Source organism: uncultured Campylobacter sp. (assembly GCF_937996225.1).
In the GTDB taxonomy this organism is placed as follows: domain Bacteria; phylum Campylobacterota; class Campylobacteria; order Campylobacterales; family Campylobacteraceae; genus Campylobacter_B.
Genome location: NZ_CALKTC010000010.1, coordinates 20059 through 36375 on the forward strand (window position 1 = coordinate 20059; position 16317 = coordinate 36375).

General features: G+C 44.0%; 8 protein-coding genes. All 8 read right to left on the minus strand.

Features of this window, described 5'->3' with window-relative positions:
* Window positions 1–254 precede the first annotated feature (254 nt).
* Complete coding sequence (locus Q0174_RS01165; RefSeq protein WP_298041092.1) at window positions 255–2492, minus strand: nitric-oxide reductase large subunit; 2238 nt, start codon at window positions 2490–2492, stop codon at window positions 255–257.
* A gap of 317 nt (window positions 2493–2809) precedes the next feature.
* The gene (locus tag Q0174_RS01170; protein WP_298041093.1) at window positions 2810–8218 is read right to left on the minus strand and encodes an Ig-like domain-containing protein; all 5409 of its coding nucleotides are present in this window, start codon (window positions 8216–8218) and stop codon (window positions 2810–2812) included.
* 22 nt (window positions 8219–8240) lie between these two features.
* Window positions 8241–9992, minus strand: coding sequence for a Calx-beta domain-containing protein (locus Q0174_RS01175; protein WP_298041094.1), 1752 nt, complete (start codon window positions 9990–9992; stop codon window positions 8241–8243).
* Entirely contained in the window at window positions 9979–10569 is a 591-nt protein-coding gene (locus Q0174_RS01180) for a hypothetical protein (RefSeq protein ID WP_298041095.1), read from the minus strand. The genes Q0174_RS01175 and Q0174_RS01180 overlap by 14 nt, the downstream gene beginning before the upstream one ends.
* Before the next feature lie 145 nt (window positions 10570–10714).
* Window positions 10715–12625, minus strand: coding sequence for a PBP1A family penicillin-binding protein (locus Q0174_RS01185; protein WP_298041096.1), 1911 nt, complete (start codon window positions 12623–12625; stop codon window positions 10715–10717).
* Window positions 12619–13164 (minus strand): septum formation inhibitor Maf, encoded by a 546-nt coding sequence (gene maf / locus Q0174_RS01190; protein ID WP_298041098.1) that lies wholly within the window; start codon window positions 13162–13164, stop codon window positions 12619–12621. Before maf ends, Q0174_RS01185 begins: the two co-directional genes overlap by 7 nt.
* Window positions 13164–13673, minus strand: a complete 510-nt coding sequence (locus Q0174_RS01195; protein WP_298041100.1) for a hypothetical protein — start codon at window positions 13671–13673, stop codon at window positions 13164–13166. The genes maf and Q0174_RS01195 overlap by 1 nt, the downstream gene beginning before the upstream one ends.
* Window positions 13670–16213 carry an alanine--tRNA ligase gene (alaS, locus tag Q0174_RS01200; protein WP_298041102.1) on the minus strand — a complete coding sequence of 848 codons (2544 nt, stop codon included), beginning with the start codon at window positions 16211–16213 and terminating at the stop codon, window positions 13670–13672. Before alaS ends, Q0174_RS01195 begins: the two co-directional genes overlap by 4 nt.
* Between the last annotated feature and the right edge of the window lie 104 nt (window positions 16214–16317).

The window sequence follows — 16317 nt, forward strand, 5'->3', positions numbered from 1 at the left end:
ATTGTAGCAAATTTAAAATTTGGCTCGGGTAAATTTAAGAGGATGAAATTTTAAAATTTTAAAGATTTAGCGCGATTTGCGGCTAAGCTTAAAGCTCGCGCGGATATCGTCCGCGGCAAAAGGCTCGCACGGTTCCCCTTTGCAGCAAAAAGCTCACGTACAAAAAGCTCGCGCGAAGTGCGCTAAATTTAAAAAGCCTCGCAAGAATATAAAATTCCTGCGAGGCAAGCGAACGATAAAGGCTCGCGAAGGCTCTATTTAGCGCGTGAGAATATCATTCGCACGATTTGAAGCAAGAAGCACACGCTTCCTACCAAAAAGATCGTATCGCCGATGATGCGCGCCCAGCGGAGCCCGTAGAGGCTGTCTTTTTGCAAAAATTCCGCGCTTCTTGCGTACCACATACCAACGTCGATCGCCGCGAATGCCTGCAAAATTCCGACAGGCAATAGCGAAATCAGCACCATTAGAAGCAAACCTGCGTTAAGCGCCCAAAAGCCGATCTTCATAAGCGTATCGTCGAAGCTTTTTTGCCTGTAGATATACAGCGCCACGAGCCACACGAAGCCGAGCGCCAAAAAGCCGTATACGCCAAATAGCGCCGTATGAGCGTGCACTGCAGTGGTGTTTAAGCCCTGGATGTAAAATAGCGCAAGCGGCGGATTAATTAAAAAGCCGAAAACGCCCGCGCCTAGCATATTCCAAAACGCCACGGCGATAAAGCAGTAAAGCGGCCATTTTAGGCGCTTAGCCCAATCCTGCGCGAATTGAAGCTTGTAATAGTGAAACGCCTCTGAGCCCAAAAGCACCAAAGGCACGACCTCAAGCGCCGAGAAGCTCGCGCCCACAGCCATTATCGGCGTAGTAGTGCCCGCAAAATAGAGGTGGTGGAAGGTGCCCGGAATTCCGCCGATTAGGAAAATCGACGCGCTAGCAATCGAGGTGTAGGTGGCAAATTTCTTGCTTACTAAGCCCAAGGACGCAAACACGAACGCCAAAGACGCCGTTGCGAAAACCTCGAAAAATCCCTCGACCCAAAGGTGCACGACCCACCAGCGCCAGTACTCCATCACAGGGATCGGCGAGCGCTGTCCGTAGAATAGACCCGCGCCGTAAAAAAGCCCCACGGCGATGACCGAAGCGGTAAAAATCGCTAATAAATTCTTATCGCCCTCGGCTCTAAAGCCCGCGATAAAGCCGCGCAGCACGAGCACCATCCAGATCACAAGACCCACGAACAGTATCAGCTGCCAAATTCTACCGAGATCTAAATACTCGTATCCTTGATGCCCGATCCAGAAGCTGCTGCTTGGATCCATCTTGCCCGCAATCGCCATGTATTCGCCCGCGAAGCTGCCGACGACCAAGAAAAGAAGCGCGTAAAAAAGCACGTCCACGCCGAGCTTTTGAAATTTAGGATCCTTGCCGCCGTTGATGATCGGAGCTAGAAACAATCCCGCCGCCAAAAAGCCGGTAGCGATCCAGAAAATGGACGCCTGCACGTGCCAGGTGCGAGCTAGCGAGTAAGGGATATATTGCGAAATATCAAGCCCGAAAAAGGACTGACCCTCGATCGTATAGTGCGCAACAAAGCCGCCGATGAAGGCCTGAAATGCAAACAACGCAATCGCTACGAAAAGGTACTTGCCGAGCGCCTTTTGCGACGGCGTAAGCGCTAAAGCGGCGATCGGATCTGCATTTAGCTTCGCAGGAGCCTCGAAATCCTCGTCCTTTTTGCCGTAGAAATTTCCAAACCAAACCAACAAGCCGATGCCGGTAAGCAAAACAACGAGGCTTACGATAGTCCAAATGACGTTTTCCGTGGTAGGGACATTGTCTATCAGCGGCTCGTGCGGCCAGTTATTGGTATAGGTCGCCTCTCCGCTCGGACGATCCGTAGAAACAGCCCAAGCGGTCCAAAAGATGAAATCCATAAGCTCGGCGCGATGTTGCTCGTTTGCGAGCGTGTTTTCCTTCATCGCGTAATCCTCGCGAAGCTTTTTAAAGCGCGGATCGTTTCCGAAAACGCCCATGTACTCGTCTTTTACTACCGCCATAGCCTTTAAGCGATCATCGCTTAGCTTAACGGTGCCGTCTTTTACGGTGTTGGTGCGGTACTCGGCCTTTGTAAGCGCTTTGATCTGCGCCTTTTGCTCGTCATTTAAGGCGTCAAATTTCACGCCGAAACGCTCCTGCGCCTTGATATCCATAAACGCAACCAGCTCCTTATGTAGCCAATCCGCGCTCCAATCGGGCGCCTGATACGCTCCATGACCCCAGATCGAGCCCACCTGCATACCGCCGATGCTCTGCCAGGCCTCCTGTCCGCGGTAAATGCGCTCGGTGCTGATTAGCTCAGCTCCGCTAGCATCGGTAAATTTTACCACCGGCGGAGACTGCCTATACACCTCGCCGCCGTAAAAACCCAAGAAACTAAAGCCCACGATGAGTACCGCTACAAGCGTCATCCAGAGCTTTTTAAATTCTCCCATTTTCACTCCTTTAACTGAAATTAGGAGAGAATTTTACCTATTTAAATTTCGATAAGCATTGAGGTTCGTCAATAAAAAGATGAAATTTATCTGCTTAAGCTGGAATTTATTAAAATATACTTGGAAGGAGTACGAAACGATTGAGAAAATATACGCATAAATGGCGTAAAGATACGGTAATTAAATAGCGCCGAATTAGTTGGTTTTAAATTTAAATAATCAAGCAGCATGGCAGCACGATGTGCGTGCAACTTAGAGGCAGAAAAAGATATGTAGCAGATAAATGGAGGGCGAGGAATTTTCCTCGCCTAATTTACTTAATTACTCCAGCCGCTTGCGTAAATCTGTGCGATCTGCTCATTAGAGCGAAATTTATCCTCACCGAAATTTACAAATCCTTTATCGCTCGCATAAGAATTTAGATCCTCGATGATCTTTGAAATTTTATCGCTAGTGATGTAATCTCCATCGCCAAGCTCTATTCTCTCTACCGCAGATTTAGAGCTGAACTGGTTTTCTATGGTTAGGCTTTTGCCTGCGTAACGCAATACTAAATCCTTGCCGAAAACCCCGCTTCTGCTAAATGAAATTTCATCCTTGCGAGCACCTTGTAGTTTTAGTACATCTCTGCCGCCGTCTTTTAAGCTTAAATACTCTTTATCTCTAATCACGACGCCGTCTAAACTCGCAGATACGATGTATGTATCATCGCCGTCCGAACCGATAAGCGTAGCGCGATTTGCAGTGGCTATCAGCGTATCGTTCCCCCTCTCACCGTTTGCGATATCGCCCTCCGCCGCAAAGATTACATCGTCACCCTTACCTGCATTGATATGGTTAAATTTACCAAGGCTAATGATGGTATCGTTTTGCTTCGAGCCGTTTAGGATGTTTTTATCACCGGATGAGACGATGGTGCCTGCCGTTTTCAAAGTAGCCGTCTTTTTGAACTGATACCATTTCTTGCTTGGAAGCGTCAGGTTAGAATTTGAGATATTTATCTCAGTGCCGCCGTCAAGAAGAATTTTGCTAAGTTTCATATCTTTTGAGACGAAATAATCCTTAAGCGTCGTATTTGATCTATCGCCATTAATGATCAGATCATTACCCGATCTTGCAAATTTAAGATCCGCCGCCCTGCTTGTAGTCAAATTTAGTGTGTCGCTCGTCTTACCGTCGATTACGATATTTCCACTTCCGTCATTTACGTAGCCAAGGTTTTTAAATTTAAGCGTTTTGGTAACCGAGATACCACCATCGCTAACTTCGATTTTAAATTCCTCTTCGCCAGCGGATTTTGAATTATAAAGATAGCTGCCGTCGGAATTTAGCTTTAAATTTTTACCGCCGCTAATAAGCTTAAAGCGAAGCACATCGCCGTCTACGTCGCTAGCTGCTATCTTACCGGCATAGCTGAAAGTATTTTTAAGAGTGACGGTTTCATTAGGATCTTCTACGATCGGCGCATCATTTACCGGGTTAATTTTTAGAGCGATCTCTTTTTCGCAGCTTAGTCCAAATTCGTTCGTAACTCTGATTTTAAGACTTTGCTCGCCGTTAAAATTTGGTACAGGTTTTACGTGTAGCATTCCATCATCGCCCAGCTCGGTGCTTAAATTCTCGTTCGTAGTTAAAATTTCAAATTTTAATGCGCCGCCTATTTTGTTTTCCACTTCAAGCGCCTCAGCTAGGCTCGTATCCTCATCAAAAATAAATTTTTCGCTTTTTATGTCGGGAGCCGAAACTTTCACGTTAAATTTAATCTCGCTCTCATCGAAGCTGCCTCTGCCGTCGCTCACTTTAATTTTGACACTATCCTCGCCGATAAATTTATCGTTCGGGATGTATTCGTAGCTTCCGTATTCATTTATGCGGAATTTTCCATTTTCTGCGTCTTTTAAAATTTCATAGCTAAGCTTATCGCCGTCAGGATCAATGGCTTCTAAAGCGGATACAAACTGTCTAACGTCGTTTAACTCGGCATTTACGAGCTTATCTTTAAATTTTACAGGATTATTTTGCGGAGGTTCCGCTTCGGATATCTCTTTAATAAACTTATCAAAATCATAAACCTTGCCGTCAAAATAAAATTTTTCTATCTTGCCTTCGGTGTAACCTTTTTTTATAGTTATGCCGCCTATAATTTCGGTTTTATTATATGGATTGTAGACCGAAATTTTCATATCGTCGCCCTCGCGCCTAAACTTTAGATCCTCAGAGCTTAAAAAGGCAAATCTCAATACATCCGCTCCGCCGTCATCGTAGATGATGTCCTCACCATCGCCTAAATAGTATTCGTAGATATTCCTATCCTTCGATCCGATTAGCAGATCGTTACCGGCTCCGCCGTTAAGAATGTCTATACCGCTGCCGCTCATTAAGATGTCATTTCCTGCACCACCGTAAATCTCGTCGTTAAAATCCGAACCCACTACGAGGTCGTTGCCCTCTTTTGACGAGATGATAACGCCCGAACGCTCTTTGCTATAATCAAAGGTCTCGCTAGTTTTATCGCCAAATACATGCTTGCCGATAACGCCCGTGATCTCGTTTCCTGAAAGACTAAATTTTATACCGGTTTTAGCCAGAAGTGACGAAATTTTATCATCGCTTAAATAACTCTTATTGAGCTTAAAAAGCGCGTAATTATAGTCTCTTTTTAACACCGATGCTAGCAGATTGATCGCTAGAGCCGTTTCGCTTGCATTCGCTTCACCGCTAATTATGCGAGCTAACTTTAAATTTAGAGCGTTAAACATAAGTGCGCAGCTTTTCGCATCCTCGCCAAAAAGTTTATTTGCTAAAATTTTACTGATAGAATCAAATTTTATATTCTCGTATTCTTTAAGCACCGCGGTAATTATATACGGATTCGCCCTTTGTTCTGCGCTAAGCCTTGCACCGCGGAAAGCCTCCACAACGGAGATTTTCTTTTCGGTTTCGTCGTCTAGATCGCTAAGGGCGATGCTTTGCTTTTTGCTCGTCTCAAACCACACGTCGCGTACTATGCCGCTACTGCCGTCGGTTCTTCTAAATTCCCCGCTTGCGGTTATTTTATTGCCGTTTTCGGTTTGAGTATCCTCCGTAGATTTTAAAGATATCGATGAAATTCCAAGCTCTTTTAGACCTTTTACTTCATCTTTCTCACATTTGCCGTCTCCGTTGTCCTGCCAAAGAAGCAATTCGCCAAATCTCTCGTCTCTTTCGTCGATCACGCCGTTATTATCGCTATCGAAATCCTTTAGAGCCTGCACGCCGTCCTTTGCGTAAGTGCCGTTTTCAAGCTTGGAATTTGATCCGAAAAGCTCGAAAGAATTATTGATAATCCCGTCTTTATTGATATCTACGGCTAAAATTCCATCGCCTTTTTCTATCCATGCGGTTTTATTTCTCCTGCCGTCATTTATATAGTCAAAATATGCCTGCGAATTATCTAGCGGCGTGGATGTGATACCGTTGCCGTTAAGATCAAGCACAACCGGCGGCAGCGATAAATCCTGCGAGCCGAAATTATCGTTTAAAGCCCATTTGTCTAAAATTTTATCCATATCCGAACTTAGCTCATCAAACGCTTTATCTACCACGCCCGCTCTATACTCTTGCACGCTTTGCTTCAAACCATTATCGCCCGCCATAGCGTCGTTTAGCGATCTGACTTTGCCGCTTCCTGCGAGGCTTGAAAGATCTCCCTCTTGCTCTGCATTTTTTCTTTCGTAGATCGTATCTAGAGTGTCGGATTTAAACCATCTATTTTCAAAGCTAAGCTCCCCGTCGTTAGCACCTATTTTAGCTCCTCCAGAGCCTGTATAGCCGCTACGTATATCGATGCGCTTGATGCCTGCATTAGATAGTGACTTTATGCCGTTTTTAGGGGTTGGGTTAGGAACGACCGGACCCGAATGATCTTTGTTGCCATGATCCGGTAAAATTTCGTCTTCTCCTATTTGCCTAAAGCATAGTCTTTTGAATCCTTTAGTTTCTCCATCTTGAGAAAATGGGATAGCGTTACCAATGATCATATTATCATTTTCATGCCATATATCCCCTTTAGGACCTTCTACAGATATAATAATAATACTGTCTATGCCTAATTCTTTTAATGTTTTTAATTCACTTCTTTGACTTATTCCGTCGCCGTTATCCTGCCAAACTAAAATCTCATTAAATTTATCGTCCTTTTCGTCTAAAATTCCGTTATTATCGCTATCGAATTTCTTTAACGCCGCAAGACCTCTATTTATATAATCATTATTTTCCCATCCTTCAAATTTTTCGCCTATTAGTTCAGTGGCAGGATCGATATATCCATCTCTATTTATATCCATAGCAAGTAGCCCGTCACCTTGCTCTATCCAACCGCTTCTTTTAATCTTGCCGTTTATATTAAATTTAGGTGAGGAATCGTCGCTTGGCGAAATAGAAGTGATACCGTTATTATTTAGATCAAGCACAAAGGCGTTTAAGGAATTATCAATTATCTTATTTTCTTGGGCGCGATTATATATTTCTTCGTCATCCCAACGGGCACCATCTTGGAATATAAGTGATTGTAAGCTTGAATCCCCCTTGATATATATCTTATCGCTTAGCTCATCGAAACTCTTGCCTTCTTCCTTTAACGCCACCTCATATGATATACCGTCGAACAAATCATGATTCTTTCTGATAATAATGTCATCAGCAGTAATGCCTTCTTTAAATTCTATATACGCATAGGGAGGATCGTAATAACGCGAATAATTCCCCTCCGAACCGTCTATGGTGTCTTTCCCGTCTCCTCTTCCAAATTTGAAGGTATTCCAACTCTCAAGGCGCCTTTCTAAATACATAGTAATCGTATCGTCTCCTTTACCTGCGTCTATGATGTTATGCCCGCTACCTATGAATATCATATCATCGCCATCGCCGGCTTTAATTTCATAATCATCATCTCCGCAAACTATCAGATCGCTTTTATCGGTACCGTTGTATAAAAAATCGAGATTTAATCTATTGCCGTCCGATAAAACAATATTTTCTATAACTCCGGTAGTTCTTCTTGGTGCATCAACAGCTCGCTTGTGTCTAGAACGGGTATCTGCGGATGGATAAGCCACCTTATTCGCAATATTGTTTTCCAAGGCAGCCGCCTCTGGTGTCGCTACCGATGCATCGCCAGCAATAGCATAATCTACTCCAAAGTTTATAGTAATTACGTCCGTTATTTTGCTTAAATCCTCATCCTTGGTAGCGATACCGTTTTTGACGTAAATTTTAATACATCCATTTGCCTTTTCGATGATTAAATTCTCCTTACTAATCCCCTCGTCAAGTTTTAAGGTATCTATACCGTTCCAATCATCTATATTGACCTTGCCGCTTCCTCTTTCATAGGTATAAAGAGTGTTGCCTGGGGTATAGTATTCGCTCTCTTTTAGATTTACCTCGCTCGAATATCTTATTTCATTCAAATCCCAAGGTGCAGCATCGGAAACCAAATGAATCGACCTAGGATCGCTATATTCAGGCTTCTGCTTATCTAAATTTAGCTCCTTTATATCCTTATAAAAGATAACCTCTTTTACTCTTTTTAGCCCTTGGTCTGTTTGCAGAGTAAGGTCTTTTGTTTTATCTCCCAAGAATGCTCTTGCTCTGTCGTCTCCGTAAACATATAAATTTATAGAGTTATCGTCATTATTTTTAACGTAGATGTAATCATAAATTTTGTCGCTTTTATCGATCTTCATATCATGATTTCTATCATATCCGCTAAGAAGAGTATCCAGATAATTTAGAGATATCGATTTGATCGGCGAGTTGGCGTCGTTTATAAGAGATCAGCTCGCCCTCATCCGTTTTGGCATTGCGATTTTTATCTATCCAGATGCTTAGGCCGGAGTTGTCCTTGCTATCTATCACCCCATCTTTATTGGTGTCAAAATCTCTAAGCAGAGATAAAGTATCCAGGGTGGTTTCACCCTTGGAATTTAGATATCTGTTGCCTATAATCTCGCTGCCGTTATCAACTATGCCGTTACGATTTGTATCGTTTACCAGCACTCCCTCGTCTTGTCCGAACCAATCAAGCATCCTCTCTTTAAATCCGTCGGAATTCATATCGAAATAGAGTTTATTGCCGGATTTATCAGTATCGGTAGTACCCGATAAATTTAACGCAGCTCCGCTCTGCTTGGAATTTGCATTATTCGCATTTGAAGCAAAGCCCGCCTTGTTTTTGTCTTTATCACCGGAGCCTGAATTCTGCTCGGAGCGGTTAGGTACACACATACCGTCGGAGCAAGAGCCTGAATTATCATTTTCGTTCGCGGCTTGGGAATTTAATGGGTTAGAATTTGCGGGGGCGGTATTGTTTGCCGCCTGCGGTATTTTTGCTATCAGCATAGAGTTAAACTCCGGCTCGTCAGGGCACTCTACATAAGGGATGTCCGGGCTCGGCTGTTTGGAAGGAATCGAGATGCTAGGAACCGAGCCTATGCTCCAAGACGCACCTCCGCCGGCTCCACCTCCGCCGCCTCCACCAAATCCTCCACCTTCGCCGTATGAGGTAGAGCTAGGTAGATTAAAGCTTAGATCGAAATTCTTGTGAGTTGGTTGAGGGCATTTATCTTCTGGAAAGTCAATGATGGTACCTAAACCAGCAGCGAATTTAGTCACGTTTTCTACATCATATCCACTATAATATAAACTTTCTGCAACTAACAAAAATACTTCCTTGCCTTCTGTTTTACCGTCCCTTACAATTTTTACCTTTTGAGTGATGGAGGTAACCCCTGCGGATATTTTCGCAAAAATATAATTTTTCTTTTCTTCGCCTATTCTGCCATAGTCTTTCTCTTCTAATGCGCTTCCCTCTACAGTAAATAATCTTAAATTCAAATCCTTTTCCAATGCCTTGTCTATACTTACAGTAAATATAGCTTCTCCATCATTTTCTATAATACGCAAATTTGAAACGGTAAGATTTACCTTGTTAGGATCTTGTAAATAAGTTTGGACTTCATCGGAATGCAAATATTTAGCGTATTCAAGAAATTGAGCTTCTCTTACTTTCTGTTTATAGTCTTCATATGTTTCCATTCTGTCCAATTTCCAAGCTATAAGCGTTAAGATCATCCCTCCTATCGCGCAACCTACTCCCAAAGGAGTTGGAAGCACCCCTATTGCCAGTAATGCATCTGCGGCAGTAGCTGCCATAGATGAGGGGCGAACTGAACCATACTTTTTTATATCATCCTGCATTGTTTTGACATCCAGATCAAAACTAGCTGGGAGCGTAGCTAAACCGGCTCCCTTTACCTTTAATCCAGTAAAAAACGAAGTAATATCAATAACGGCCTTCTCTGCATTTGATTTGCTCCCATTATTTTCATCAAAATATTTTTCAGCATTTTTTACTGCGTCATAAAGAGTGCTTCCACTACCAACATATGAACCTACAGCGGGAGTATTCAAAATATCCTTTATTATATCTAATCCCACTGATGGATTAATGCTTGCCATAATTTTCTCCTTTAAATTTTGATATGGTATCTAGAATTATAAAAATTAAAACCATATGAGACATTGCTAGCATAAACCATTTCTTCGGTGTAATATAATATCCTCTATCCGCAAATCTCATAAAATATCTATTCCCTTTTATGCTTTCTCGTTCGCCTAAATTATCGTCTAAAATAAGAATTTGATAAGCCGTTTTCGTTTTAAACGGAAAGGGGAATTCAGAATACCAAATCCTAACTTTGCGATCTTGCAAAAGATCAAAACGTAGTATATTTCTTTGTTTGTCATATATATAAAATTCATCTATCCCTTTATAATTTAGTCCCAAGGAAACCTTCTCTACGGCTTTTCTTTCGCTATCATAAAATTGCAATAACCACCAGCTTCCTCCCCTTAACGCGGAATCGCTAGTAAAACCTGTTACTATGCCATCTGTGATTTTGAGATCACTTAAATTTTTTGGATTAGACAAAGCGACTATATAATACCATGCGTAAGCGACAAACATTAGGCAAAAGTAAATTTTTATCTTATTCCAAATGCTTAGCCATTCGTAAAAATTTTTAATTGTCCTCACATTAGTCTCTTTGTTTAAATATTTTTTATTTTACCGCTATATGACTTAAAAAGCATACAAAAATAAATTTTATTTAAGCCATTTAATTCAACTTCCGCTAATTTATATTCTATACTCCAAAACACTATAAAAAATTAATTCAAATTTAAAATGATCCGTCGCTGCTACTTTCGCGAGGTTTAGGAAGCGGCGAAATTTTAGTGTAATACTCCTCTTTGCCGTTGTATGAGCTGCTAAAGACGCCGTCTGGGACGGTGAAGTTGCGCTTGGTTTGCGGATATTCTTTTAAATAGGCATCTAAAAATTTTGCAAACACCGGTGCTGCGGTACGACCGCCGCCCTCAACCTTTCGCATAGGTTTATAATCGTCGTTGCCATACCAGATGATGATCTGTAGATCGGGCGTAAAGCCGCAAAACCATGCATCTATGCTGTCGTTTGAGGTGCCGGTTTTGCCCGCGACGTCGATTCCTTGCACGCGCGCGCGAGTGCCGGTGCCGCGCTGCACGATATTTTTTAATAGCGTAGTCATCAGATATGCCTGCTCCGGGCGCAGCACGCGGCGGCGCTCAGGCTCTATAAAGCGAGTTTTGCCGTCCTTATCGGTAATCGAAACGATAAATTTTGATTTTGCAGTAATCCCAAGCCCCGGGAACATCGAATACATCGTGGAGTATTCAAGCGGCGAAATTCCGTAGCTGCCGATAGCCACTGACAGGGCGGGCGGGACGTTTTTAAAGCCGAACTCGCTAAGCTTTTTTACCGCGCGATCAACGCCGATAGATTGCATCAGATTGATCGAGGCAAGGTTGCGCGAGCGTGTTAAAGCTTCTTTGATCGTGATATAGCCGCTGTAAGTCTTGTCGTAATTTTTCGGCTTCCACGTTTTATCGCTGCCATCGTCGAATTCTCTAGCTATATCGGGAACTTCGGTCATCGTCGAGTAGCCCATATCAAGGGCGATTTGATAGACGAAAGGCTTGAAGCTGGAGCCGGTTTGGCGCTGGGATTGGCTGGCACGATTGAAATTTGATTTCGCGTAATCCACGCCACCTACTAAGGCTAAAATTTCGCCGTTTTGCGGATGCGTGACGACCATAGCGCCGTTTACGTTGCTTGCATTGGCGTCTTTGTTGCGCTTTAAAATTTCATTGTAGCCGAAAACTAATGCCTCTTGCGCCATCGCTTGCGCCTTTAGATCAAGGCTCGTATCTATGCGGTATCCGCCCGTGCGGACGTCCGGTAGAATTTTTTCCGCTTCTTTTATGATCTCATCTACGGCATACGGCGCTGCGTTTTGCGTGAGTGTTTCGTTGTAGATCGTAGGCTGCTCGTTCATCGCAAGCTCATATTCGGTCTTATTTATCCAGCCGAGCTCATGCATCCTATAAATCACGTTATTGGCACGCGAAAGCGACAAATCCAGGTGCTTAGTAGGATCAAAGCTGCTAGGAGCTTTCGGCAAGCCCACTAAAATCGCGATCTCTTTAAGGCTTAAATCTTGCAAATCCTTTTTGAAATATCCCAAAGCCGCCGTGCGAATGCCGTAATATCCGTGCCCAAAATACACTTCGTTGAAGTAACGCTCTAGAATTTGTTCCTTGCTTAGAGCGTTTTCTATTTTAAGCGATAGGATCGCTTCTTTGATCTTGCGATCAAGCTTCTTTTCGCTCGAAAGAACTAAATTTCGCGTGATCTGCTGCGTAATCGTGGAAGCCCCTTCGACAAATTTCATCGCTTTGACGTCCTTAATGATCGCCCTAAAAATCGCCTCGACATTCACACCGCCGTGTTCGAAAAACGCCGTATCCTCGATAGCTACAAGCGCCTCGATCACGCGGCCTGGGATCTCGTCGAATTTTACGTAAATTCTATTTTGTTCATTAAAAACGTTAGCTATCAAATTACCGTTGCGGTCATAAATTTTAGTCGTAAGCTCGGGATGATAATCGATGATCGAGTCCGATTCCAAGCGGATTTGCGAGTAAAAATACAAAAAAATTCCGCCTGCGGCAAACGCACAAACCGTAATAAAACTAAATAAAACTCTTACCATACAAACCTCTTTAAAATTTCCAGATCAAGCCCCATCGCCGTGAATTTTGACCCACGCGAGCTTTTAATATATTTTTCGTTAAAGCCTTCGATACTCATCGCACCCGCCTTGCCACGCCAATCGCCGCTAGCGATATAGCCTTTTAAATCCGCTTCATTAAATTCCGCAAATTCAAAGCTTGCGACGCTAAGTGCCGAAAGCTCTAGCGCCTTACTGCAAAAAATCATCGCAGTATAAACGGCGCAGCTAGCACCGCTTTGAGCTCGTAGCATTTTTAATGCGTCCGCTTCATCCCGCGCCTTGCCTAAAATTTCGCCGCCAGCAAGCACGGAGCTATCGGCAAACAGCACTCTATCATAATTTTTATAAATTTTAAAAAACTGCGTTTTCTTGGCCAAGACAACGCGGTAAGCATAGGTGCGTGCATCGTCCTTGCTAATGCCGCTTTCATCGAAATTAAAAGGAATTTGCGTAAATTCTACGCCGTTATCCTTTAGAATTTGTGCTCTAGTAGGCGAACTGGAAGCTAAATAAATCATCAAAACTCGCCCACCGTCACGCCTAGATAAACGCAAATCAGCGTGACTACGATATTTAGCGGGATGAAATATTTAACGACGATGATTAAATGCTCATTCGCCTCAAGCTCATCTCCTGCATCCAAAGCTCGCTTCAAAGATGAAATTTTATAATGCATGTAGATAAAATTTAGTAGTATAAAGCCGGCGCCAGCCCACAACGTGGCAATCGCACCTTTTACCATAGGATCTGAAAATTTAAAACTTCCGCCGTCCGCAAGAAAAAATCCACTTACGCAAACGATCACCAAAAATAGTGCAAAGAACTGCTCATAGCGTTTCATATATCGCAAAATTTCTGCAAATTTTACATCCTTCGCATCCGCTTGACTTTTACTGCTTAAATTCATAAAAATCCGCGCGATCAAAAATACGCAGATCTGCGCGCAGACCAAAAAAATCACGCTTAAAATATGAATCAGCGGCAAAATTTGCGAGGCTTTGATGAAGCCGGTATTGATTTCGTTCAAATTTTACCTTTTGCGTAAGAGATCGCCTCTTTGATCGCTTCTTCGATTTTTAGCACGTCCTTGCCGCCTGCGGTTGCAAAATCATCGCGTCCACCGCCGCCGCCGCCTAAAATTTGCGCCGCTAGCTTAACCCACTCGCCCGCTTTGATCGGCGCGTTTTTAACGCCTGCCGCGATTGAAATTTTGCCGTCAGTGCCTACTTGCATCAGCATTATCGCCGCCTTTTCGTGGCTATTTTTAAACTCATCTATCATAGTTTTTATATCACCGCTTTCGACTGAGGCTACGCAAAGTTTGATATCGCCGACATTTAAAAATGCCAGTGCATGAGAACTGCTTGCATGCTTGATCTGATCTTTTAGCGATCTGATCTCATCTTTTAATTTCTCAATCGCGCGGAGAGGCTCAATCCCTTTTAGCTCCGCAGAAATTTCAGCAAGCTTAGCGCGATTTTGAAGCGCCAAATTTAAAGCCGCGCGCGAACAAACTGCCTCGATACGCCTAACACCCGCACTTACGCCGCTTTCTTTGACTATAAAAAACGGTCCTATCTCGCTTAAATTACGCACGTGAATTCCGCCGCAAAGCTCCTTACTAATCTCTCCGAAGCTCACAACGCGCACTTTTGAGCCGTATTTTTCGCCAAAAAGCGCGATTGCACCGCTGTTTTTAGCGTCATCTATATCCATAATCTCAGTTTTTGCCGCACAGCCCTTGCAAACGGCGTTATTTACAAATTCCTCGATTTTAGCTAGCTCCTCGCCGCTAAGTGCCTTAGGATGCGAGAAGTCAAATCTTAAGCGATCCGCTTCGACTAAGCTTCCTGCTTGAGCAATATGAGCCCCTAGCACCGCACGAAGTGCCGCGTGCAAAAGGTGCGTCGCGCTGTGATGACGTGCAATCTGCTCACGCTCCTCAGAAACCTTGAGCCCGACGATATCGCCGATTTTCAGGTTACGATTAAGGCGCAAGTGGGATAAATTTAACCCATAAAATTTCTGAGTATCAAACACATCGGCTATGGACTCCACTTCGCCGCTATCGCCAGTCTGACCGCCACTTTGTGCATAAAATGGAGTGATATCAAACATCGCCCAGCCGATATCGCCGGCTTTGAGCTCATCCACTTCCGCAAAATCCTCGTTAAGCAGCGCTAAAACCTTGCTCGTGCGGCTAAGCTCTTCGTAACCGCTAAATTTATTCTCGCCGAATTTCTCTAGCAGCGCCTTGAAATCGCCACGGACGTTTTTATCGCCACTGCCCTTCCATGCGGCTTTAGCTATCTGCCTTTGCTCGCTCATAAGCGCGTCAAATTTAGCCTCATCCACGCGCAAATTTTTCTCGCGCAGCATATCGGCGGTCAGATCGAGCGGAAAGCCGTAGGTATCGTATAGTTTAAACGCGACCTCGCCGCTAAAAATTTCTTTAGTGCGCTTAAGCTCCTCGTTAAAAAGCTCGATGCCGTTTGCCAAAGTGGCGAAAAACCGCTCCTCTTCGAGCTTGATCTGCTCCTTTACGGCTTGCTTTTTCTCATTCAAATATGCATAATGCCCGCCCATTAGCTCGCATACTTTATCCACGAGGCGATACATAAAAGGCTCTTTTATACCAAGCAAATAGCCGTGGCGAACAGCACGACGCAGAATTCTACGCAAAACATATCCCCTACCCTCGCGGTTAAAATTTGTTCCCTGCGCTAGCAAAAACGTAACCGAGCGGATATGATCGGCGATGACGCGGTAGCTAGCGCCGCCTTCATAAACGTAAGGCTTGCCGCAAAGCTTCGCGACCTCGTTAATTAGCGGCATGAAAAGCGAGCTGTCGTAGTTGCTAAACTTGCCCTCCTTAATCGCCGTGACGCGCTCAAGCCCCATGCCCGTGTCGATGCTAGGCTTTGGAAGCGGGCTAAGCTTGCCGTCTTTGCTGCGCTCATACTGCATGAAAACTAAATTCCAAATCTCTAAAAAGCGGTCGCCGTCGCCGCCCATATAATCCTCGGATGAGTGAAAATGCTCCTCGCCCTGATCGTAAAAAATTTCGCTGCACGGCCCGCACGGTCCGGTATCGCCCATCGCCCAAAAGTTATCGTGATCGCCGAAGCGATATATGCGCTCCTGTGCTATGTGGCGCGTCCAGAACTCGTAAGCTTCGTCGTCCTTTTCATGCACAGTGACGTAGAGTTTGTCTTTAGGAAGCTTTAAAATTTCAGTGATAAACTCCCACGCATAGGCGATCGCCTGCTCTTTAAAATACTCGCCGAAACTGAAATTGCCAAGCATCTCAAAAAACGTATGATGGCGCGCGGTATAGCCGACGTTGTCTAGGTCGTTGTGTTTGCCGCCGGCACGGATGCAGGTCTGACAGCTCGTGCGGATAGGCGGCGTCGGACGCGGAACGGCTCCTGTAAATATGCTTTTAAAGGGCACCATGCCCGCATTGGTAAAAAGCAAGCTATCATCATCGGGCACTAGCGGCGCGCTAGGAACGATCTGATGGCCCTTGCTCGCAAAGAAATTTAAATATTCGCTTCTAATATCCATGATTTGTCCTATTTCAAGTTAAATTTTAAAGGCGCATTTTAGCCAAATTAGATTTTAAAAATTATAAATTTTAACCATTCTTAGTTATAATGGCGCGAAAGATT